Here is a 21,265-nt window from a genome sequence, read left to right on the forward strand (position 1 = left end):
GCTACTCCTACGCCATCGCTATAATTGCATCGCCCGTTGTCACAGCATCACCTTCAGATACTAAGACCTCAGCCACAGTACCTGAGTGCATTGCACGAACTTCGGTTTCCATTTTCATTGCTTCCATAATAACAACCACATCGCCTTCGTTTACGGCTTGGCCTGCTTTTACTTTTACTTTAAAAATATTACCTGCTAGTGGGGCATTCAGTGTTTCACCTGATGCAACCGATGCAGATTGTGGTAAATGCTCTGAGTCTTTAAGCGTTACCTCTTTAAGCTCACCACCTTGCGCAACCACGACATCATACACTTTGCCGTCAACTTTAACGCTGTATTGCTCAGCGCTAACACCTTTGTTACTTGCAGGTTTTGCAGCAGGCTTTGCGTTAGTGTCATCGGCGCTTGGCGCGGCTTCAAAGGCATCTGGGTTGTTACGGTTTTTAATAAACTTAAGGCCAACCTGTGGGAATAATGCATAAGTAAGCACATCATCTATTTGCTCATCAGCAAGTGTTAAACCTTGCTCTTGCGCTTCTTTTTGTAGCTCGGCTTCAAGCGATGCAAGTTCAGGGGCAATATTATCAGCAGGGCGACACGTAATTACATCCTGACCATCAAGCACTCGCTCTTGCAGCTCTTTGTTCATAGGTGCGGGTGTTAAACCATATTCGCCTTTTAAAACACCGGCGGTTTCTTTGGTAATTGTTTTATAACGCTCACCCGTAAGCACATTTAGTACTGCTTGTGTGCCTACAATTTGCGATGTTGGAGTAACTAACGGGATAAAACCTAAATCTTCACGCACGCGCGGAATTTCAAGTAATACTTCATTTAGCTTATCTGCTGCGCCTTGTTCTTTAAGTTGGTTTTCCATGTTGGTTAACATGCCACCAGGTACCTGCGCGAGTAAAATACGGCCATCAACACCTTTAAGGCTCCCCTCAAAGGCTGCGTACTTTTTACGTACGTCTCTAAAGTAAGCGGCTATTTCTTCTAGCTGGTTTAAATCTAATTCAGTATCGCGTGCGGTTCCCTCAACAATTGCCACTATGGTTTCTGTCGCTGAATGACCATAAGTCATACTCATTGAAGAAATAGCGGTATCAAGCATATCAATGCCCGCATCGATGGCTTTTTGATAAGTCGCTGTACTTAAACCGGTGGTTGCATGGCACTGCATAGCAATAGGGATTGAGACCGTTTCTTTAAGACCTTTAATAAGTTGCTCAGCATCATATGGTTTTAATAAGCCCGCCATATCTTTAATACAAATAGAGTGACAACCTAAATCTTCTAGCTGTTTTGCAAGGGTTAACCACATATCAAGCGTATGCACTGGGCTTACAGTATAAGAAATAGTACCTTGCGCGTGAGCACCTACTTTTACAGCCGCTTTAATTGCAGTTTCTAAGTTACGTACATCGTTCATGGCGTCAAAAATACGAAATACATCTACACCATTTTTGTGAGCTCGCTCTACAAACTTTTCTACCACGTCATCGGCGTAGTGGCGGTAACCCAATAAATTTTGTCCGCGTAATAGCATTTGCTGTTTAGTATTGGGCATTGCTTTTTTAAGGGCACGAATACGCTCCCACGGATCTTCACCTAAATAACGAATACACGAGTCAAATGTAGCGCCGCCCCACGACTCAATAGACCAATAACCGGCATCATCAAGCTTACTAGCAATAGGTAGCATGTCATCTAAGCGCATACGAGTTGCAAGTAAAGACTGATGAGCATCGCGTAAAACAAGCTCTGTTAATTTTAATTTAGCCATGTGTGCCTCTTATTTATTATTTGATTTGTACTGAGCAATGGCAGCACTAATAGCAGCGATGTGCTCGCTTTGCACACCTTGAGATTTTAAAGATGGTGATTTAACCGGTATTGCAACTTCAGCCACATCAAAACGAGCGACCAAGTTAGACATAAGTGTTACAGCACCAATCAATATTGAAAGAAATATAAACACACCCACCATGCCGGTAAGCATCAAGCTACCTGCGGTTGTGAGTACAGCTCCTATATCCATTTTTCTCCCCCTGCACTATATAGCGATATAAAAAATCGCTTTATTTAAATAATTATTCACCGAATGATAACAAAACTTTTAACTTTGTCCACCACCTGTCAATTGGTAAAACCAATTAAAATTAAACTAACATACAGTCACAATAGTTAACATAGCTAATAAAGGGTAAAATTAGCTTAGATATAGATGATATAAATAACCGTTATAGGCAAAGATTATATGGTTAAACCCAAAACAACTTAAAAGTCATAAAAAATAGTAAGTTAAATAACAGCGGAAAACCTACTGTGGTTAAAAATGTAAATTGGTCTTACCAAGAAAGCAAGAGGCAGCATATATAAAATATTTATTTTTTTACTCTCTTTACAATAGTGTGAATAAGTTACATCGTTAAACGTAAAACTTACCAATCCTAAATTTATAACCCTCGCTCAAAAAACTATAACACACTGAAAAATAACAAAATTAAACTCTGGCACGCAACTGGCATTATTACTTTCGAACGAATTTGATAACCAAGGAGAAAACAATGTTACGCTGGACAATTACATTTTTAGTTATTGCTTTAATCGCTGCAGTGTTAGGTTTTGGTGGTATCGCAGGTGCCGCAGCTGGTATAGCAAAAATTATATTCTTTATCTTTTTAGTACTTTTAGTGATTTCTTTAGTATCAGGTGCGCTGCGCGGTAAATCGCCCAGGTAGCTACTAACATACTTAAAACACTAATTAATTAACACATACAAGGAATTACATTATGAACTCTACAACTTTAAAAGCAGCACTAATCGCGGTATTTGCAGGTTTCTTTATGATGGGCTGTGAAGACAACCACGCAGAAGAAGCAGGTGAGCGTATTGATGAAGCAGTAACTGACGTGCAAAACTCTGTTGAAGATGCATGTGAAAATGTAAAAGAAGGCGTTAACGCAGAAGAAACTAACTGTTAATCTGCTTGGTAACGTAAAAAAACGGCTTTTAATAAGCCGTTTTTTTATGCGTAAACAAAAAGCTGCTTCTACCTCTTTAAGTATATAGCCAATATTAACGGGTGTGATTTCTACACTAGCTTGCTAAAATAGCGAAAACTATTATTTATTAGCAATTATGGCACTCACCACCACTTACACACTCGATAAACCCTACTACTACGAATGCTTTGACGAGTCCCACTCTTATAGTAAAGCAGCAAAGCCAAAATACTTTTTGCTGGCATTGCTGGTGTGCTTAGGTTTAATTAGTATTTACGTTATGGACGATCACTACCTAGGGTCATTTTTAATAATGCTGGGTGTTTTAGAATGCGTTGCCTTTTATTACCGTAGGCCTTGGTGGGTTACGCGCCAAATGCTTAGCCGTGCTTCGGGATCGACTGTTACCCTCACGTTTACCGATGACGCTATCAGCACCGAGAACCACTATAAAAGCCATACATTTAAGTGGGCAGAAATAACCCGCATTATTAAAACCAACCACGGTTACCTAGTACAGCATAATAAAGGTATGCAATATATTTCTAGCAGTGTATTAACTGATGAAATGCGCGACTTTATAAACAAAAAAGCCACTCAGTGAGTGGCTTTTGGTATAGCTAAGTGCATTACTCAGCTAAGTATACGTGTTGATTAAGCATTGCCCGGATTAGGATTAGACTTTTCAGCTTGTATACGCATGTAAATTTCTTCACGATGCACTGAAACGTCTTTAGGTGCGTTAACACCAATTCGAACTTGATTTCCTTTAACACCTAATACAGTAACAGTTACTTCGTCACCAATCATTAGGGTTTCACCTACTCTACGAGTTAGTATTAGCATTCTCTTGCTCCCATGTTCCAATAAATTATAAGATTCCGCTTGACCATTTTAATGAAAAATTGATTGAAAAGTAAGTAAAAACTCCCAAACTATCCATTTTCTGTTAAAAATTCTGAGTGTAACGCTCTTACTGCTAGCTCTAAGTACTTCTCATCAATTAAAACCGATACCTTGGTTTCAGATGTCGATATTAAAGCTATGTGTATGCCTTCTTGCGCCAATGCATCAAAAAATTGATGCGCTACACCACTGTGAGACTTCATTCCTATGCCAACAGCCGACACTTTTGCAACTGTTGTATCACTAGAAATGCTATCAGCCTGCAGATTTACCTGTTGTTTAGAAAGTAAATCGTGTGCTTGCAAATAGTCATTTGAATGCACAGTAAAAGCATAGTCTATTTTTTCAAAGTTATGATTAACTTGACTAATCATATCTATTTCGATGCCATTTTCTGCAAAAAGTTTCAAAATTTTTGTAAGAGAATGAACACAGTATGGTACGCCATGTACCTTTATCAAGCATTCGTCACGATTAAATGCAATCCCCGACACAACCTTAGTTGGCATATCGCTCTCCTCAAAACTTATTAGCGTTCCTTCATCGGGCTCAAAACTCGAAAGCACCCTTAGCGGCATTTTATGATTACCAGCCGACTCAACAGCACGAATATGCAATACTTTTGCGCCTAAACTTGCCAGCTCTAGCATTTCGGCAAACGTTACATGGCGCATTCGCTGCGCGTTTGGTTCTACACGAGGATCTGTAGTGTATACGCCATCAACGTCGGTATAGATCTGACATTCATCGGCTTTTATTGCCGCGGCTATTTCTACCGCAGAGGTATCGGTGCCGCCGCGTCCAAGGGTTGTAATATTCCCCTCTACATCGCGCCCCTGAAAACCGGCAATAATCGCAATTCGATTATGCTCAAGCTCATGCTTTAAACGCGTAGCAGCCACCTCTTCAATACGAGCTTTACCAAACATGTTATCGGTTTGAATATTAACCTGGTCGGCTAGTAGGCTTACAGCAGAATGACCACGCTTTATAATAGCCATAGCAAGGAGCGAAACAGAAACCTGCTCCCCGGTACTTATTAGTACGTCTAGTTCTCGGCTACTCGGGCGAGTATCTATTTGCTTGGCGAGATTAATTAAGCGGTTGGTTTCTCCCGACATGGCCGACAGAACCACAACCACTTGATGCCCTTGCTGCTTCGTTTTAACAACAAGGTCGGCGACCGCTTCTATTCGCTCAATAGAGCCAACCGAAGTGCCGCCAAACTTTTGGACAATAAGTGCCACGTAAGCTTAAACTTTCTCGCTTATCCAGGCAGCCACGCTCTCAAGCGCAGCGTTTAAGTTTTCAGGCTGAGAGCCACCCGCTTGTGCCATATCAGGACGGCCGCCCCCTTTACCGCCTACTTGGCCGGCCATGTGGTTTACAAGCTCACCAGCTTTAACTTTACCGGTTAAATCTTTTGTTACACCGGCAATTAGGCTAACTTTTTCACCACTGGCAACACCTAGAGCAATAACACCTGAACCAATCTTGTTTTTAAGGTCGTCAACCATGCCACGAAGCGCTTTAGATTCAGTCCCTTCAACGTTTGCCACAAGTAGCTTAACGCCATTAATTTCAACAATCGAATCAAGTAAAGACGCACCTGCTGCACTGGCTAGCTTATCGTTAAGCTGTGCAATTTGCTTTTCAAGGCCTTTAGACTTTTCAAGAAGCGCAGTTACTTTTTCAAGTACCGATGCGCTATCACCTTTTACCAGCGCCGCTACATCGTTAAGCTGTTTTTCTTGCTCGCTCACATAGGCTACTGCATCTGCGCCGGTTACTGCTTCAATACGGCGTACGCCCGCAGCAATACCGCTTTCAGATACGATTTTAAATAAGCCAATATCACCAGCGCGCTCTACGTGCGTACCGCCACACAGTTCAATTGAGTAATCGCCAATGGTGACTACGCGTACTTCATCGTCGTACTTTTCACCAAACAGCGCCATTGCTCCTTTTGCTTTAGCGTCATCAATCGCCATTAGCTCAGTGTTCAGGGCAAAGTTACGACGAATTTCATCGTTAACTACACGCTCAATTTCACGTAGCTCTTCTTTAGTTACCGCTTCAAAGTGCGAGAAGTCAAAACGTAAACGATCAGGCTCAACCAGCGAGCCTTTTTGGCTTACGTGCTCACCTAATAATTGGCGCAGTGCTTCGTGTAAAATATGTGTAGCTGTGTGATTTTTCTTGATGCGTTCACGGCGTGCATCATCAATAGTGGCATCTACTTTATCGTTAACCGCAATGCGCCCTTGTACGCTACCGTGGTGGGCAAACGCATTACCCAGTTTAGTGGTATTAGTCACGCTAAACTCGCCACCAGCAACAGTAATGGTACCGGTATCGCCTGTTTGGCCACCCGATTCTGCATAAAATGGCGTGTGGTTAAGTACAACAATGCCTTGTTGGCCGTCTTCTAAAATAGAAACCGATTCACCATTTGCAAACACTTCTACTACTGTAGCGCTGTGATGTGTGCTGTCGTAGCCTTTAAACTCAGTGTGTTTTTCTGATTTTAACTGCTCGTTGTAATCGGCACCAAATTTACCCGCTTGCTGCGCTGTTTTACGCTGTACAGCCATGCACTCTTCAAAGCCTGCATGGTCTATTGTCATTTGGCGCTCACGGGCTACATCGGCTGTTAAGTCAGCCGGGAAACCATAGGTGTCGTATAGCTTAAATACTAAGTCACCAGGAATAACATCGCCTTTAAGCTCGCTTAGGCTTTCTTCTAAAATAGCTAAGCCACGCTCAAGGGTTTTACCAAATTGCTCTTCTTCGATGCGTAGTACTTTTTCGATAATCTCTTGCTGCTTTGCAAGCTCTGGATAGGCTTGACCCATTTGCTCAATAAGCGCAGCTACTAATTTGTAGAAAAACGCGCCTTGTGCACCAAGCTTGTTACCATGGCGAACAGCACGGCGAATAATACGACGAAGTACATAACCACGGCCTTCGTTTGATGGCATAACACCATCAGAAATTAAAAACGCACACGAACGAATATGATCCGCCACTACACGTAGTGACTTATCGTTCATGTCTTGTGCGTTAGTTACGCTTGCCGCAGCTGCAATTAAGCCTTGAAACAAGTCGATTTCGTAGTTTGAATGCACGCCTTGTAAAATGGCAGCAATACGCTCAAGGCCCATACCTGTATCAACAGATTGTTTAGGCAGCGGCTCCATAGTCCCGTCGCTTTGACGGTTGTACTGCATAAATACTAGGTTCCAAATTTCGATAAAGCGGTCGCCATCTTCTTCAGGCGAGCCCGGAGGACCACCCCAAATGTGCTCACCGTGATCGTAAAATATTTCAGAACATGGGCCACACGGGCCAGTATCACCCATTGACCAAAAGTTATCTGAGGTAGCAATACGAATAATACGATCTTCGCTTAGGCCAATATCGTTGTGCCAAAAGCCAAATGCATCTTCATCGTCGTGGTAAATAGTAACAAGTAATTTTTCTTGTGGTAATTTAACAACCTCTGTTAAAAACTCCCACGCAAACTTAATAGCGTCTTGTTTAAAGTAATCGCCAAAACTAAAGTTACCTAGCATTTCAAAAAATGTATGGTGACGTGCTGTGTAACCTACGTTTTCTAAATCGTTATGTTTACCACCTGCACGCACACAACGCTGTGCACTTGTAGCACGCGTGTAAGGGCGAGTTTCGGCGCCTAAAAACACATCTTTAAAAGGAACCATGCCGGCATTGTTAAATAACAACGTGGCATCGTTACCCGGAATAAGTGAAGCCGATTGGACAATTTGGTGCTGTTTGCTGGCAAAAAAGTCTAAAAACTGTTGCCTAAGTTGTGCCGTAGTCATGTGCTGCATGTGAAAATCTCACCTGTATTTACTGTGCTTGCATTGCAAAATCAATTTCATCGTAGCTAAATCCTCGGTACATTAAGTAGCGCACGCGCTTGGCCTTATCTTTATACTCGAGGTTTGCCGGTGTAGTGGAATACTTTTTGTTGTACGCTTCCTGCGCAAGCTCAAACCAGTCTATTTCAAGCTCTTCAACCACTCTTTCAAGTAGTGAACGGTCAATCCCTTTGCCTATGGCTTCGCTTTGAATGCGCTTTAAGCCATGGCCTTTAAAAATGTGTTTTCTAACAAACCCTTCGCAATAGCGTTGCTCGTTAATAAAATTGTGCTCTTCGCACCAATTAAGCAGGGTTTCTATAAACTCATCGCTGGCTTCTTTTTGTTGAAGCTTAAAGGTTAACTCGCGGCGCGAATACTCTTGGCGCCCAAGTAACCACAGTACATAGTTTTTAAGTTTTTGTTTTAACTTATCATCCATTAAGCGTCAAAGCGCCCGCTTTGTTCACTGCTAAGTGGTTTAACATTACTATCGTCACTTGGCGGTACAACTGGCATAAAAATAGCCTGATAAGATACAAAGAAACTAATGTAGCAAATTGGCATTAAAATCAACAGCGGTAAGAACGATAAGAACATAGAAAGCGCCATAAATAACGCACAAATAATACCAAAAACACTCAATGCGAACAGGTTATGATAAAAAACCAGTAACGAATTTTTAAGCGCCGTTAAAATGCGTTTTTCTTTACTAAAATAAATCAGCGGTACCGCGTAAGCAAACGCCATTAAATACACCGCCATTGCCACTAAAAATAGCACTACACTTGCGCTCGAAATACTATTTAAGGTTTGCTCAAGCGCAATGTTAGGATCAAGCCCCTCTTGGCTCATAATAGCCACGGCATCAGCAAATAAGCTATTGGCTAACAAGGCCATTAAAATACCCGCTCCCATTTGGTAAAGCGCTAAACGTAGCAGCCCTAAACGGTTACCTTTTGCGCTAAAAGGTTTAAGTATGTCGGCCAGCATAATTTTACCGCCTTGCTGCTTGCTAAGTACCGCTTGATAAAAACCAGCGGTTAAAAAAGGCGTAGCAAGAGCTGCAACAACTTGCAGTAAAGGTAAAAATAACGACAGTAAGCCCACTATGCCTATTAATAAATGCATCACTACAAAGGTAAATGGCTGGGTTTTAAAAATATGCCAACCGGCTTTAAACCACTTTAGCCCGGCATCGGCTTTAAAAATTCGTAACTCGTTAGACATACTGGCTCTTAGATTAAACAAAACATGCCAAGTATAACTTGGCGTGTGGGGGGATTAACAGACACTACATGATTAAATAGTTAAGGTTTTTTAATTTTTTTAATATCTAACATATGCGCGCCATGTTTTATTTTGGTCTCTAGGTACGCTTTGTTACCTGTAAGGCCTGCTTTAATGTGCGCATGGGTGCCAATAACCGTGTCTACTTCAATGCCCGCATCTTTTAATGCATTAAGCTTTTTAGGGTTATTGGTCATTAATTTAACGTGGTTTAAATTAAGTGCGTTAAGCATTAATACCGCATCCGAAAAATCACGTAAGTCATCAGCAAAGCCTAAGTGATTGTTAGCCTCGTAGGTGTTCATACCTTGTGATTGCAGCACGTAAGCGTCAATTTTATTATATAAACCAATGCCACGGCCTTCTTGGCGTAAATACAATAACACGCCGCCTTGTTCGTGCATCATTTCAATACATTCGTTTAGCTGCTCGCCGCAATCGCAACGCGATGAATGAAACACATCACCGGTTAAACACTCAGAGTGCATGCGAATAAGCGGCACAGACTGCTGTGAGTCGGCATTGTTAAACACGAATGCAACGTGTTCTTGGCCGTCTTTTAAGCCACTAAAAGACACTATTTCTGCGGGAATATCACTATTTTTGCCAACATTTAGCTGGGCTCTTGCTCTTACTTGCGCCACGACAAATCCAAATAATTAAATAACTACGACACCATGAGGTGATAATATCACAAACGTTTAAATTTAGATCGTAGTACAACATAGTTTATGGCAAATATATGGCGACGGCAGCCACTGTTTTCAATATTTACTCGTAATAAAAGTACAGCCTTGAACAGCTACAGCACTTACCTAAAAAGGTGACAATCAAACTCTGCTTTGCTATTTTAAATTTACTTCACAATTGTGTTTTGAGCTTATTAATGTAAAAGCAAAGCGCGTAGACAATAATGACTACTATTCTCATTTGTGGTATTTTGTTTCTAGATTGAACACTAATAGGGATTGTTATGAAAGCACAACACCTCGCCTTAATAATAGGATTAACCTTTACGGCTTTTGCAGGCCAGAGCAAAGCAAGCCAAGTTAGCGATGATAAAGCCGCCTTTTCTGATGCATACCAAAGTTATTTAACGGCTGTTAAAAAAGATGAAAATATAGAACAAGCTGCCAAATTAGCCTACACGACAGGGCTTACGTTTTATGGTGACAAAAGCGATAACACCGCAAGCCTTGCTATTAATTATGCCAAAGCAATTACAGCGCCACGCACAATAAGCAGCAAAAAAAATGTAACCGAAATGCGTTACGAGCTGTACTCGCAAGCCTATTCAATACTGGCAAGTAACCACGGTGAAAATGCAATAGAAACAATCGATGCGCTAATTGGCAAAGCAGAAAACACCAGCTCAGCCTATCAAGCAGATAACGATTACGACCGTGTTATTAAAATAGCTAAAGCGCAAAACAACCCTAAATTTGTTGCCGACATGCAGTTTGAAGCAGCCTCATTGCTAGCCAAAAAATTTGCTCATAAAAAATACCATAAAGCTAAAACACTGCTTAACCAAGCCGATGACTACTACCGTAATAACCTAGACAACAACACCGTAGAGCGCATTAAAGCCGACTTTTTAATGGCGTCGTTTGCTCAAGGTAAGAAAAAATACAATGAAGCCATTGAACGACTAAACCATGTTGTATCGGTATTTGATAACAACTTAAGCTTTGATCACAGCGCTGAGCTTACTGCGCACTCAAAGCTTGTTAACCTTTACGAAAAAACGGGTCAAAGTGAGCAAGCCACCAAGCATTGTTTAGCAATTGCTAAAATGGTGCCGTGGAAAGAAACACAAGAGCAAACACCCATATACCGTGAAAACCCTGAGTACCCACAAAACAAAGCGCGCCAAATGCGAGACGGCATAGTGGTTGTTGAATTTGACGTAGATACCGCAGGCTTTGTTAAAAACCCAGAGGTAGTTAGCTCACAAGGGGGTAAAGAGTTTGAAAGGTCGGCACTTAGCGCACTTAAAAAGTGGCGTTATGCACCAAAATTTGAAAACGGCCAACCTGTAGTTGCAAGTACACAAGTACAGCTCGACTTTAAAATAGCCAGATAACACGCAAGGTATTAAATCGCGTCTTTTTTGTTCAGGTAGTTTTATTCAAAGCTTTGCGAGTATTTTATCGCTGGCGGCTTCTATTAAATCGAGCACATTTTCAAAGCCGTCATCGCCGCCGTAGTATGGGTCGGGTATGGCGCTTTGGCTTTGCTCGCCGTATTCTAAAAACAATGCCAGCTTGTAATGTAAATGCGCTGGGCACTTTGCTTTTAAGTCAGCTAAATTTTGTGTGTCGGCTGCTAAAATTAAATCAAACTCAGTAAAATCGCTGCTGCGCACTGGGCGCGAAAAAATTCCTTTAAAGCTATAACCGCGTTTTTCCCCCGCAGCCATTGAACGGCTATCTGGTGTTTTACCTTCGTGATAACCAATAGTCCCTGCCGAGTCTACTTTTACCTCTACACCTAATTTTTTAGCGCGCGCTTTTAACACCGCCTCTGCTGTTGGCGAGCGGCAAATATTACCTAAACACACTATAAGTACTTTTTTCATTAAGGCTCCTTTAGCTAATTTAACACCCTAGGCTTAAAACTGTTTTAATATAGACTCGTTATAGTCATCAGCATTTAAAGTCAGGTTATACTTACTCGCCACACTATCAAGCTCCGCTTGTTTTATAGCTAACTCGTCCATGGTAATGGTGTTATCGTCAAGCTGCCATAAAAGCCGCGAGCCCGCATAACTATAATGAATCGCTAACAGTGCATCGGCATTGCCCTCGCGCCCTGCCGCTTTTAGCTTTGGCATTTTGCGGGTTATTTTATTAAGCGATTGTTTTAGCTCCCACACATAAACAACTTCAGTCATAAAGCTATGTGTACGGTATTTATTTAACAGCCAGCCAATGGCTAAACTGGTTATAACAACACCGGTTAAATTCCAATGAAAATGGCTCCCGCTTTCATCAGGAAATAGCGCAATTAATGTTTGCGATATCGCCAAGCTGCCAACAGCCAAACCCGCTGCACAACCTGCAATTACCCGATTTAAATGCTTGCGGTAACGTGCTTTATCTATTTGTATGAGTTGCATAACAGCCTTAAAATTTATAAGTAAAAGAATACAAAACGCTATTGTAACTAAACCCCGCAATTTTTATAAAACTATTTAACCCCTTTTTGATTTGCCCCCCGTTATAGCTTTTAAATAACCCAAATAAGTTTACTCGGAGCGGCTTATGCACACACTTGAAGTACCCAATAACTCAGCATTTATTAAAACATCAACCGCCGTAATTGGCGGCGCAGTAATGACCTTTGCGGCTTTTGCGTTTATGCAATATTTAATATCTGGCGAGCAGCGCGCACCTATTAAACCCGGCGGCGATATTATTGTAGAGATTTTTCAAGTCCCAGAGGATTCACAAGTAAATCAAAAACCAAAAATACAGCCGCCACCGCCGGTACCAAAAATACCGCCTAAGGCACCACCAATAGATACCGCAAACGACCCTGTAATTGCTATAAACGAAGTAATGCCGGTCACTATTGACGATTTTGGTGATGATATAAATAGCACCATTAACCGCCCTACGGGAGATGCAACGCCCATAGTACGCATAAACCCTAAATACCCAACGTCTGCTGCTCGCGATGGCATTGAAGGCTGGGTACAACTTAGCTTTAGTATTTCACCGACCGGCGAAGTAATAAATCCAGTTGTAATAAACGCAGAGCCAAAACGCACTTTTAACCGCGAAGCAATAAGAGCTATTAAACGCTGGAAATATCGCCCCAAAGTAATAGAAGGTGTGGCACAATTACAAACAGATCAAACTGTACAGCTCGATTTTAAATTAGATAACTCTATTTAACGGACTAAACGCCTATGCTACTAAGTATTAAGTCATGGTTATTTGAAACGCCAAGCAAGGACTGCATGGCAAGTTACGCAAAAAGTGGCGACAACCGCCACTTAGAGCAGCTTATTGCCTTATACAGTAACGATTTATATCACTACCTAGTAACGCAATCTAATACGCATTTAGCATACGATGTAAGCCAACAAACATGGCTAAAGGTAATGGAAAAACGCCACCTTTACCAAGCGCAAACCACGCCAAAAGCGTGGTTATTTAAACTCGCGCGCAACACACTCATAGACGAATACCGCAAACAGCAGCGCTTTGTAGAACTTGACGAAAACACCCACCTACCCGCGCAGCAAAATGAGCAAAGTAGTCACATTAGCGATATAAGTTACCAGGCATTCGATAGTGCACTTAAACAGCTAAGCTTTGTACAACGCGAAGCCATTACCTTACAGCAAGAAGGCTTTAGCCTTACCGACATAGCGCTTATAACCCAAAGCAACCATGAAAGCGTAAAAACGCGGTTGCGCTATGCCAAACAAAACCTTAAACGTTTATTAGGAGCAAACAATGAACAAGCCTGATGAGCAGTTTGACCAAAAGCTCACACAACACTATAAAGAGCGAAAAACACGCACTACGCTCACTGCTTCGCAGCAAAAAGCGTTACTTAATAAAGCCGCGCACACAAAGCCTAAAAAGTTCGGCTTTACACTACAATTTGCCAGCCTCGCTTGTGCACTGGGCGTGTTTGCATTTATTGTGTTTGATAGCAGCAATGGCATTAACTACGCACCTAAAACGGTGCTTAACAGCTCATTTAAGACTATAGACATTCACGACTATTCAATTATTAAAACCCACGAAATAACCCCATCGGGCAGTTACACAAGCGCCATTACTGAGCAAAAACATGAACTCGATACACAACACGCTAATAGCTTGCGCTTACACCAACAACGCCACATAGAATACGGCACGCTCGTAAAGGTTGATAACGACTGGTTCATAGCCAGCTGTAATGACGAGGTACTGGTACAAATTAAGCAATCACTGCTCAGTGATTTAAAGGGTAAACATGCGGTAGAAAGTGGTCTAAATACGGGTGATATGCTGGCTATGGCGCATAACGGTAAAGGGCAGATTGTAGCACTTAAACATGCGGGTGCTGGAGTTAGGCAGTGTGGGGCTTAGGTGGTTTAGCTCAGTTAATGTTGGTGGTAATTTAGATAAATTACCACCGAGAACACAGAGGCGCTTCGCGCTGCACTGAGGTAGTTAACTATCGCCCATGTAATCTAATGGTGAGGAAAGCTCTATAAAATCACGATATTGCTCTTTAGTAATTTTGTTGTATGTATCTTTTACATAAATATATTTAATCAAAGACTTAGCCACTTTATACTGTTCAGAATCATTGCATTCCTGTAACTCTTTTTCAGCTTGCCCTAGTTTAGTTAATTTGCTTGTATCTGTTTTTCCGAACACATCGAAAATAAGTAAACTTTCATCAATAAAAATTTTACAAAAAAAGCTTTCAATATACTGTTTTAATTTAATTATGTTCTCCGTATCTTTGTAGCGATTAACTATACAGTTCGGCTCATTGCTATATAATTTTGAATCAATAAAAAATATAACATCTTTTTCTAAGTCTTCGGGTAGTATTTTTTCTGATAAATAATCAGATAACCTTATATTTTGTGTTTCACCTTTCTTATTTAATTTTGTTCTCTTAAATCTACCATTTATAATTTCTTCATAAAGCGGATGATCTTTTTCATAGATACAAAACAAAACAGCGAGTACGAGTACATCTACTTTTTTACCATTTGGTAAATTTACAATAATGGCAGTAATGCGTTCAGTAATTTGAATAGCTGTTCTTGGAGGTACTTGGAATGCATCTAATACAACTGAGATATTAGCTAAGGCAGTTTCTGGGGTTTCAGTACGAGGGAGTATTTCAATATTTTTACTTTCTAAATACGCAGATTCAAATTTAGTTGTATCGCTATGTACTGATAAAAAATCCTTTAAAAAAGGTCGTTTTAAACTGTAACGACTGTTAAAAAAACGGCCTAAATAAACCTTAGCGTCAAACCCTTCACCATATATTGATTTGATTGTATGTTGGAGTTGCCCTGTATCTGTTGCCACAACAAATACTATACCTTTAACATCGAAAATATGTTTAATCGTCTCTAGCATTTCGACTGCATAACTTGGGCGACAACGGTCTAATTCATCAATAAAAATAAAGATGGGTAACGACTTACCTTCCTGCTTTTCAAACTTACTAACCCAATCAGCTAACTTAGACTTTATTACTTCAATACTCTTATTTTTAGCTTCATGATCTTTAATCAGATTTTGTGCAAGCGCCTTTACTGCCGGCGAAAAGTCGCTACCAGTAGGTTTATTGGAACTTTGATTTTGTTCACTATCTATTTCATCATCAGAAAATAGTAATGTGTGTAGCTCATCTAAATCGATACCTGATATTTTTTTAGTTAAGCCTTGTGCAATTGCAGGTGCGACAGCCTTAAACATCGAAACGGCACTTTTAGGTATTGTTATATTAAACTTAGCCTGAAGTTTAAGCTGCTTAATGATACCTGCAATTACAGTTAAAAATGGATCGTCCGAATAATCTTGCTGCCATGCATCAATATAAACTACAGGGTAATCTACTATTAATTCTTGCGACCAACGCTTAAGAAAATAGGTTTTACCTGCCCCCCATTCAGCATTGAGATTTAATACATAATTTTTCTTTTGCTCTTCATCAGGCTTACTTTCGTCATAACCTTCTTGAGCTAATAATCTTGATAAGAACGTAGCGTAGCGAGCTCGATCTAATTTATCAGCAGGAAAATATTCTTCTAATGGAGGCTTAGTTGCTTTACTCCAATTAAATTCTTTAATCTCTTTCATTTAATTCCCTTTAAAATAATTCTTTTCATATAGTGCCACATATCAATAAGTAAACGTGAGGCCTGTGAAAATTTTTAATTATTTAGATGTACTTAGTTCGGGCTAACGCCCAACGCCCTAACAAACTAAGCACCTACAAAACAGTGTATATACTCGGCTTTAAAGCAGTGAAATAAATTGGCGAACCGTTGGGTTTCGTGTCACTCAACCCAACCTACGTGTAAACGAAAAAGCCTGCGATTAAGCAGGCTTTTGAGTGTTTGAAACTGTCTTATTCTAAAATACGTTTATAACACTATTATGCTTGTTACTAAGTACGCTATAAACGTCAGTGCGCCGCCAAATAGCGCGTACGGTAGCTGTGTTTTAACATGAGTAAGTAAGTCACACCCCGAAGCGAGTGCCGATACGGCGCTGGTGTCGGATATAGGCGAGCAGTGATCGCCAAATATGCCACCACCCAAAATAGCGCCGACTACAAGTGAAGGCGGTAAGCCAAGCTCTTGAATAAGTGGTATGCCAATAGGGATGAGTATGGCAAATGTGCCCCACGATGTACCCGTAGTAAACGACATAACCGCGCCGGTAACAAACAGCACAGGTACAATTAAGTAAATAGGTAAGTAGTCGCCCACTAGCGATGCAACAAATACGCCGGTGCCTAGCTCTTTTAAGCTTGCGCCCAGTGTAAGTGATAGCAATACAATGCTCACCAATGGTAATAACTCGCCCATGCCTTTAAAGCCGGTGTCGACGAGTTGATGGTGAGTAAATTGGCGCGAGCTGATCATTAAAATGTAGGCAACAATAATAGCAAGCACCGTTGCGTATAATACCGATTTAGAGCCGCTACCTTCTGCTAATACACCGTTACCAGTGTAAAACATAAAGCCTACCATGCTTACAATTAGGGTAAGCAGTGGCACTAGCATAAAGCGCGCTTTAGAGCCTTTTACTTCTTCTTTTAGGTCGGTTTTTTGCAGCTCTAGCTTTTGCTCGGCGTCTTTCATTGGGCCGTGCACTTTATCAAACGCGATGGTGTAAAACACAATAACTAGCGTGATAATGGCGTAAAAGTTATACCCTACGCTACCCCATAAAATAGACACAGCCGATTCGCTTAGCTCGTAATTGCCCAGTAAACCCAGCACAAATGCGCCCCAGCCGTTAAGCAATATTAAAATACATACCGGCGCACTGGTACTGTCAATAATGTAGGCAAGGCGCGCTCGGCTCATTTTAAATTTATCGAACAAGCCGCGCGATACAATACCTGAGGTTAATACACTTAGGTTTGATTCTATAAATACCGCGATGCCGGTAAACATGGTTAAAAAACCAACTTGGCGCTTACTTTTTGCAATGCCTTTGTTCATTAGCATATTAACGGTGGCTGCTACGCCACCTGATTCGCGAATGTAGGCCAGTAAGGCACCAATCATAATACTAAATATTAAAATGCGGGTGTTACCTGGCGAGCTGGCTACCGATATTATGCGCTCAATGGTATTTAAAAATGTAGCAAATAAGGTATTACCCTCGCCTTGCATAGCGAGTAAAAGTTCTGATGAAGCCACTGCCACCAAAAGTGCCATTATTACTTCTTTGCGCCAAAATACGATAGCGATAGCAATGAGCGGCGGTAATATAGAATACCAAGACATAAATTAACCTTTATTAATAGCGAAGTGCGTTCGCTTATTCACGTTGAAACGCTTATTTTGCAGGCCGTTTTAAAAATATGGCCTGAATTTGTAAACCGCTTAGCTTAATGGATTGGCTTAGTTAAGTCACCTGCAAATAAATCACTTAAGGCACTGCACTTAGGCCGTTTTAACCTAAACGATAATTTATTGATTTAGTAGTGCTTCGTAAATAAGCGATACTACCGAGCCATATTGCGCGGTCTCGTATTGTTTGCCCAAAAACTGGTAGTGTTTTTGCCCGCCTTTTATTGGTGTATGGCGCGCATTGGTCAATAAAATAATGGCTAAATCGTAGGTTGGATCAATAACCGTAACCGTGCCCGTCCAACCAGTGTGGCCATACGCTTGTGGGCTTGCGTAAGGACCAAAGTGCCAACGCCTGGCTTGGTTGTTACCTGCAAGCCTAAAGCCTAGGCCGTAGGTTTCGTTGTTTAATTGTGGCGTTAAAAACTGCGCTAAGCTTGATGCGCTAAATAACTGGGTATTGCCAAAACCACCTTGGTTTAATAGCACTTGGCAAAGCACCGCTAAATCGGGTGCATTACTAAATAAACCCGCATGACCTGCTACGCCATCAAACGAATAAAATGCTCGCTCGTCGTGCACTTCGCCCTGCAAAACATTGGTGCGAATATTATCAAAGGCAATACGCCCATCGCGGGTATTGCCGCTAAGCTCGGTGGCTGCAAATTCAGCGCGTTTAAAGCCCTTTTTAAGCGGGTTAAACACCGTATTGGTTAGCTTTAGTGGGGCATAAATGTGTTGCTCTAGGTAGTCATCAAGTGGTTGCTCGGTTATGCGCTCAACCAGTACGCCTAAAATCATATAATCAATATCTGAGTAAAGCGCTTGTGCGGGGTATTTATTACTTAGCGGTACTTGTGTAAGTAACAACTGCTTAGTGGTTTGGCTGTTTTGCGAAAAATATGCATCGCCGTTTTTAGCACTTTTACGATGAAAGTCAAACACCGGCGGGTAACCCGCGGTATGCGTGAGTAAGTCTTTTACTGTACGCAGCTCGCGGCCATCGCCTTTATATTCGGGTAAATAACTTTGCACGGGCTTGTTTATATTTAAAAGCCCTTCGCTTACTAGTTTCATTAGGGCAAAGTTAGTGGCAAATATTTTGGTGTTAGATGCTAAATCAAACAAAGTGTGTGTTTGCATTGGCTCTGGGCGTAGTAGCATTAAATCACTTTGTTGGTACTGCTTGGCATCGCCATAGGCGCTAAGCTTTATAAGTTCGCCACTTTTTACAACGGCCAATACCGCCCCTGGAAAACCTGCTTTTACGTCTTTTTCTATCAAGGCATCTACTTGGCTAAAGTCTATATTACTTTGCACGGCAGTATTTAACGTAGGAAACTCAAAGCGTAAAGTAAGGCTTGCGCCTTTAGGCTTAATATTTTCAACTTTAAATGTGTTTACCCCGTTATGAGTGCGCCTTGCGAGCGAATACTCGTATAAAGTATTCTCGGCTAGTTGGTTGGTAATATTAAGCTTTTGGTTGTTTATAAAAATATCGGCGCTTATCGCGTTATTATTTTGAATTAATAACTGCCCTCGCCCTTTGTACGCTTTAAAAGTACCCCGGTTATTTACGTATTCACGGCTACTTGGGTTCGCTTCAGGAAAAGTAACCACGACTTGTGCGTTTGGAAGCGTTACTAATTTACTTTGCTTAAGCTCACTCGATGTAAAGTCATTAGCCTTGTTGCTGCTACACGCTGCAAGTGTAAGGCCTATAAGTGCGACTAAAGCGGCTTTAAAATAAGTGCTTATTTTTGTATTTATTACTAACGCCATTTATAACCCTTAGTTGTACAGTAAATATGGCGCTCGTTGCTTTTTAAATGCCTCAAGCCCTTGCTGCCAACTTTGTTTTATTTGTGCCTCTGATTGCCCTGCTTCAATAGCTAAACGTAACTTATTAGTGCCAGCTAGTTTATCCATAAAATCAGCGCGTTCAAAAAAGGTAATATTATTTTTAGATAATTTACTATAAGCCGTTATTAAGTAACTTAAATTAAGCCCATGCGCATTTTCCGTGCGTAAATCGAGCCCTTTTACAGGGGTATTTTTAAATTTAGGGTTTGCTGCCGCGCCTTTAATAGATCGTGGTGTAAAACTAAAATCTCCAAGCGCAACGGGCGAGTAGCCAATTACCTGAAACGCAAAGTCGGTGCCTCTGCCAATACTTATAGGTGTTGCCTCAAAAAAGCACAGCGACGGGTAAAGCGCAATTGATTGATCGTTCGGTAAATTAGGGCTGGGTTTTACAGGTAAACTGTAGGATGTTGAGCGCGTGTAATGATCAACCGGGATCACCGTCAGCTTTAAATCAGCCGCTTTATTGATCCAGCTTTCGCCTTTGATCATTTTTGCAAGCTCACCTACCGTCATACCGTGCAACACGGGGATTGGGTGCATGCCTACAAACGATTTAAATTCGCGCTCAAGTATGGGCCCATCAACGTAGGCAATATTGGGGTTTGGCCTATCAAGCACAATAAATTCAATACCTTGCTCCGCTGCGGCCTCCATCATGTAATGCATAGAACTTATGTAGGTATAAAAGCGTACGCCCACATCTTGAATATCAAAAATAATAACATCTACATTGCTAAGGGCTTCGGCGCTTGGCTTTTTGTTTTTGCCATAAATAGAAATAAGCGGGATACCGGTTTTGCTATCAACTGCATCTTTAACATGGGCACCGGCATCGTGATCGCCCCTAAAGCCATGCTCAGGTGCAAAAATTTTAGTTATGTTTATATTTTTAGTGAGTAAAGCATCGACCAAGTGCGTGTTAGCAACAAGTGATGTTTGGTTTACCACAAGCCCAACACGTTTATTTTGTAGCTGCGGCAAATAATGTTTGTATTGAGCAGCGCCAACAACGGGGGAATTTTGCGCTTCGCTTTGCTTAGCGCTTACATTAAGTAAGCTGCTAAATAATAATACAAAGGTGATAAATACGGCTTTAAACATACAGCAAGATCCTTTTAAACTAGGCGTTCAAAATACCACAGCTTAAGTTAAAGAGCAGTGAATGGTTTTAGGCTTCTCATTTATTCCTCTTTTACTTCTCTTTGTGCTGTTACTTTTTAAGACTAATGATTCACAAAGAGGTTAAGAGGCGCTGCGCTTCTAACGTGAGCAAGCTCTACGTCTACGCTGAAATTTTTAGCAGGGGTGTTTGCTTGGCTTAACTGATAGCTGAAAGCTTTCTCAAAATTCAGGCACAAAAAAACCGACTTAATGTCGGCATATGTTTGAAAGTGGTGGGCGCAGGACGTCTCTTCTAAGAGTGAACCTCTGACCGCTTGGTTCGCAGTAAGCTACTTTATCTATATCTACGCTTTACTTTATTTCAGACACAAAAAAACCGACTTAATGTCGGCATATGTTTGAAAGTGATGGGCGCAGGACGTCTCTTCTAAGAGTGAACCTCAGACTGCTTGATTCGCAGTAAGGTACTTTATCTAAATACATGCTTTACTTTATTTCAGGCACAAAAAAACCGACGCTTATGTCGGCATATGTATGAAAGTGGTGGGCGCAGGAGGATTCGAACCTCCGACCGCCTGGTTCGTAGCCAGGTACTCTATCCAGCTGAGCTATGCGCCCACTT

At 41.3% G+C, this 21,265-nt stretch carries 21 protein-coding genes and 1 tRNA gene; 7 read left to right on the plus strand and 15 right to left on the minus strand.

The window, feature by feature from the left end:
- Positions 1-7: 7 nt before the first annotated feature.
- Entirely contained in the window at positions 8-1,786 is a 1,779-nt protein-coding gene (gene oadA, locus AN391_RS17285) for a sodium-extruding oxaloacetate decarboxylase subunit alpha (protein WP_055016548.1), read from the minus strand.
- A gap of 9 nt (positions 1,787-1,795) precedes the next feature.
- Positions 1,796-2,041, minus strand: coding sequence for an OadG family protein (locus AN391_RS17290; RefSeq protein ID WP_055016549.1), 246 nt, complete (start codon positions 2,039-2,041; stop codon positions 1,796-1,798).
- Between the two features lie 529 nt (positions 2,042-2,570).
- On the opposite strand from AN391_RS17290, the gene AN391_RS20445 reads away from it, so the two are divergent.
- The 3 genes from AN391_RS20445 (at position 2,571) to AN391_RS17300 (ending at position 3,613) form a co-directional block, all read left to right on the plus strand.
- Positions 2,571-2,744: a DUF1328 domain-containing protein gene (locus AN391_RS20445; protein ID WP_002961939.1), complete on the plus strand. Its 174-nt coding sequence runs from the start codon at positions 2,571-2,573 to the stop codon at positions 2,742-2,744.
- A 52-nt stretch (positions 2,745-2,796) separates the two neighbouring features.
- Positions 2,797-2,988: a hypothetical protein gene (locus tag AN391_RS17295; RefSeq protein ID WP_004587517.1), complete on the plus strand. Its 192-nt coding sequence runs from the start codon at positions 2,797-2,799 to the stop codon at positions 2,986-2,988.
- Between the two features lie 157 nt (positions 2,989-3,145).
- Entirely contained in the window at positions 3,146-3,613 is a 468-nt protein-coding gene (locus AN391_RS17300) for a YcxB family protein (protein ID WP_055016550.1), read from the plus strand.
- Between the two features lie 50 nt (positions 3,614-3,663).
- On the opposite strand, the gene csrA is transcribed toward AN391_RS17300, so the two are convergent.
- The 6 genes from csrA to ribA form a co-directional block, all read right to left on the minus strand.
- Positions 3,664-3,855: a carbon storage regulator CsrA gene (csrA, locus tag AN391_RS17305; protein ID WP_004587515.1), complete on the minus strand. Its 192-nt coding sequence runs from the start codon at positions 3,853-3,855 to the stop codon at positions 3,664-3,666.
- Between the two features lie 89 nt (positions 3,856-3,944).
- On the minus strand, positions 3,945-5,162 hold the full coding sequence (locus AN391_RS17310) for an aspartate kinase (RefSeq protein WP_055016551.1): 1,218 nt from the start codon (positions 5,160-5,162) through the stop codon (positions 3,945-3,947).
- A gap of 6 nt (positions 5,163-5,168) precedes the next feature.
- A complete protein-coding gene (alaS, locus tag AN391_RS17315; protein WP_055016552.1) occupies positions 5,169-7,769 on the minus strand; it encodes an alanine--tRNA ligase in 2,601 nt (866 codons plus the stop codon).
- Positions 7,770-7,788: 19 nt separating this feature from the next.
- Positions 7,789-8,241, minus strand: coding sequence for a regulatory protein RecX (locus AN391_RS17320; protein ID WP_055016553.1), 453 nt, complete (start codon positions 8,239-8,241; stop codon positions 7,789-7,791).
- Positions 8,241-9,029, minus strand: a complete 789-nt coding sequence (locus tag AN391_RS17325) for a BPSS1780 family membrane protein (protein ID WP_055016554.1) — start codon at positions 9,027-9,029, stop codon at positions 8,241-8,243. The genes AN391_RS17320 and AN391_RS17325 overlap by 1 nt, the downstream gene beginning before the upstream one ends.
- A gap of 80 nt (positions 9,030-9,109) precedes the next feature.
- Positions 9,110-9,733 carry a GTP cyclohydrolase II gene (gene ribA, locus AN391_RS17330; RefSeq protein WP_055016555.1) on the minus strand — a complete coding sequence of 208 codons (624 nt, stop codon included), beginning with the start codon at positions 9,731-9,733 and terminating at the stop codon, positions 9,110-9,112.
- Between the two features lie 329 nt (positions 9,734-10,062).
- On the opposite strand from ribA, the gene AN391_RS17335 reads away from it, so the two are divergent.
- Entirely contained in the window at positions 10,063-11,175 is a 1,113-nt protein-coding gene (locus AN391_RS17335) for an energy transducer TonB (protein ID WP_055016556.1), read from the plus strand.
- Between the two features lie 45 nt (positions 11,176-11,220).
- Here AN391_RS17335 and AN391_RS17340 read toward each other — a convergent pair whose 3' ends face one another.
- Together AN391_RS17340 and AN391_RS17345 are read right to left on the minus strand one after the other, a co-directional pair.
- Positions 11,221-11,670, minus strand: a complete 450-nt coding sequence (locus tag AN391_RS17340; RefSeq protein ID WP_055016557.1) for a low molecular weight protein-tyrosine-phosphatase — start codon at positions 11,668-11,670, stop codon at positions 11,221-11,223.
- A 33-nt stretch (positions 11,671-11,703) separates the two neighbouring features.
- A complete protein-coding gene (locus AN391_RS17345; RefSeq protein WP_055016558.1) occupies positions 11,704-12,210 on the minus strand; it encodes a DUF3087 domain-containing protein in 507 nt (168 codons plus the stop codon).
- A 145-nt stretch (positions 12,211-12,355) separates the two neighbouring features.
- On the opposite strand from AN391_RS17345, the gene AN391_RS17350 reads away from it, so the two are divergent.
- From AN391_RS17350 to AN391_RS17360, 3 genes are all read left to right on the plus strand, one after another.
- Positions 12,356-12,991 (plus strand): energy transducer TonB, encoded by a 636-nt coding sequence (locus AN391_RS17350; protein ID WP_055016559.1) that lies wholly within the window; start codon positions 12,356-12,358, stop codon positions 12,989-12,991.
- Between the two features lie 65 nt (positions 12,992-13,056).
- Entirely contained in the window at positions 13,057-13,572 is a 516-nt protein-coding gene (locus tag AN391_RS17355) for an RNA polymerase sigma factor (protein WP_055016560.1), read from the plus strand.
- Positions 13,559-14,182 (plus strand): hypothetical protein, encoded by a 624-nt coding sequence (locus AN391_RS17360; RefSeq protein WP_055016561.1) that lies wholly within the window; start codon positions 13,559-13,561, stop codon positions 14,180-14,182. Before AN391_RS17355 ends, AN391_RS17360 begins: the two co-directional genes overlap by 14 nt.
- Positions 14,183-14,266: 84 nt before the next feature.
- Here the strand turns inward: AN391_RS17360 and AN391_RS17365 are convergent, their stop codons facing one another.
- From AN391_RS17365 to AN391_RS17385, 5 genes are all read right to left on the minus strand, one after another.
- Positions 14,267-15,925 carry a P-loop NTPase fold protein gene (locus AN391_RS17365; protein WP_055016562.1) on the minus strand — a complete coding sequence of 553 codons (1,659 nt, stop codon included), beginning with the start codon at positions 15,923-15,925 and terminating at the stop codon, positions 14,267-14,269.
- Positions 15,926-16,212: 287 nt separating this feature from the next.
- Positions 16,213-17,589 carry a Na+/H+ antiporter NhaC family protein gene (locus AN391_RS17370; protein ID WP_055016563.1) on the minus strand — a complete coding sequence of 459 codons (1,377 nt, stop codon included), beginning with the start codon at positions 17,587-17,589 and terminating at the stop codon, positions 16,213-16,215.
- 186 nt (positions 17,590-17,775) lie between these two features.
- Positions 17,776-19,437 (minus strand): penicillin binding protein PBP4B, encoded by a 1,662-nt coding sequence (pbp4b, locus tag AN391_RS17375; protein ID WP_152967911.1) that lies wholly within the window; start codon positions 19,435-19,437, stop codon positions 17,776-17,778.
- 9 nt (positions 19,438-19,446) lie between these two features.
- Positions 19,447-20,622, minus strand: coding sequence for an exo-beta-N-acetylmuramidase NamZ domain-containing protein (locus AN391_RS17380; protein ID WP_055016564.1), 1,176 nt, complete (start codon positions 20,620-20,622; stop codon positions 19,447-19,449).
- A gap of 562 nt (positions 20,623-21,184) precedes the next feature.
- Positions 21,185-21,261 (minus strand) — tRNA-Arg (locus AN391_RS17385).
- Between the last annotated feature and the right edge of the window lie 4 nt (positions 21,262-21,265).

The organism is Pseudoalteromonas sp. P1-13-1a (assembly GCF_001401875.1).
GTDB lineage: Bacteria > Pseudomonadota > Gammaproteobacteria > Enterobacterales > Alteromonadaceae > Pseudoalteromonas.